Annotated in this window: 2 protein-coding genes; both read left to right on the top strand. The window is 34.0% G+C overall.

Going from position 1 to position 1,563, the window contains the following annotated elements:
• Nucleotides 1-272 precede the first annotated feature (272 nt).
• The gene (locus tag CCZ01_RS09825; RefSeq protein WP_258437183.1) at nucleotides 273-791 is read left to right on the top strand and encodes a hypothetical protein; all 519 of its coding nucleotides are present in this window, start codon (nucleotides 273-275) and stop codon (nucleotides 789-791) included.
• Complete coding sequence (locus tag CCZ01_RS09820) at nucleotides 788-1,396, top strand: hypothetical protein (RefSeq protein WP_112053026.1); 609 nt, start codon at nucleotides 788-790, stop codon at nucleotides 1,394-1,396. The genes CCZ01_RS09825 and CCZ01_RS09820 overlap by 4 nt, the downstream gene beginning before the upstream one ends.
• Nucleotides 1,397-1,563 lie beyond the last annotated feature (167 nt).

Genomic DNA, 1,563 nt, shown 5'->3' with positions numbered 1-1,563 from the left:
AGGATAACTTCACAGAAGATTCAATATTGCAAAGAGCTTTAGAACTCCAAACAAAACAGCAAAGAGGAGAGCTAGAAAACTTCTTTACACATCAAGAAGGCAATCAAGGTCATTTTATCAAAAGATATAGACAATCCAACAACAAGGAGGCACAAGATGAAAAATGAACAAAGAGGTATTTACAATGTAACTTTCAATGAAAAGAAAGCTACACCTATAAAAACAGATATAGAGCTTGTAGAGGAAGCTATTATTAATGAAGTGGTGATTATGTGAAAGGGTATCACAATCCTGATAGAGATAGAGGGCTTGGAGCAGAACACATAAAGTTGCATCTTGATGATAAAGCACAAGGTGCTATTAGCATAGAAGAGCTTGTAAATCTAGGCAACTCTTTAAGAGAATATACAAAAAAGTTTAAAGAACCATATATAGACGATAGAAATGCAAAAATCTATGAATGGGAAAATGACGATGGGGTAAGGTTTAGGGCTATTGTAGATAAGATACCTATTCGGCAGATGGGAGGGCCACAACTGCCACTCTCCCCATCTAACAACCAAATTATAACATTTTATTCTGATAGAAACTTAAATACAAGAATGGTTTTTAAGAACCCCCAAGTCGATTCTTATTACACACAAACACCACAATCCACAGAAGATTCAATCCTACAAAGAGCTTTAGAACTCCAAACAAAACAGCAAAAAGGAGAGCTAGAAAACTTCTTTACACATCAAGAAGAAAACACAAATGAATCCAAATCTAAAAAAGGAGAAAAGCAATCATGAGTGAAAGAGATCTGAAAATATTTGAATTATATGGCAAATTAGCTGAACTTTTAGGAGACAAAGAGGCTATTGCTGATTTAACAATTCTATTGGAGCGACATCCTGAAATGTTTAGAGATAAACAAGACTTAGAAGAAGTGATTCAAAAAGTCATTAATGAGCCTGAAATCATCATTAAAAATCCTAATGCAAGAAGCGATAAAGACTTTATTGCAGCAAAACAACTAGATAATAAAAAAATGGGTGATGTTGGATTGAGGAATGATAGTGGAATAAATGTTATTTTTCACGCAAATAAGAAAAAGATAGAAGAATTTGAAAGATTACAAGACAAAATAGAAAAAGGTAAAGTGCAGGTGGTAGGGACGCCCACTTCCTACACTCAAGCCCAAAGTCTTGACGGGCTGGTTCAAGAGAACAGTTCACCTGCTGAACCCATTATACCACAAACTACAAATCAATGTCAATCCACAGAAGATCCAATCCTACAAAGAGCCTTAGAACTCCAAACAAAACAACAAAAAGGAGAGCTAGAAAACTTTTTTACACATCAAGAAGAAAACACAAATGAATCCAAATCTAAAAAAGGAGAAAAGCAATCATGAGTGAAAGAGAATTAGAAATATTTAGACTCTGTGAGCAATTAGCAAAACTACTTGGAGACAAAGAAGCTGATTTTATACTAAGAGATATTGATAATATGGTGATCTTTGCAAAACAAATCAAGGATAAAGAATATTTCACGAGTATAAATCTTGAAACGCAAGATTAC

This window comes from Helicobacter monodelphidis (assembly GCF_003288845.1).
In the GTDB taxonomy this organism is placed as follows: Bacteria; Campylobacterota; Campylobacteria; order Campylobacterales; family Helicobacteraceae; genus NHYN01.
The sequence above is the reverse complement of the archived record's forward strand: the minus strand, read 5'-3'. Positions and strand labels throughout refer to the sequence as shown.

What these genes read in the sequence shown, in the direction of transcription:
- CCZ01_RS09820 (WP_112053026.1), top strand. Translation starts at nt 788, where the DNA reads ATGAGTGAAAGAGATCTGAAAATATTTGAATTATATGGCAAATTAGCT.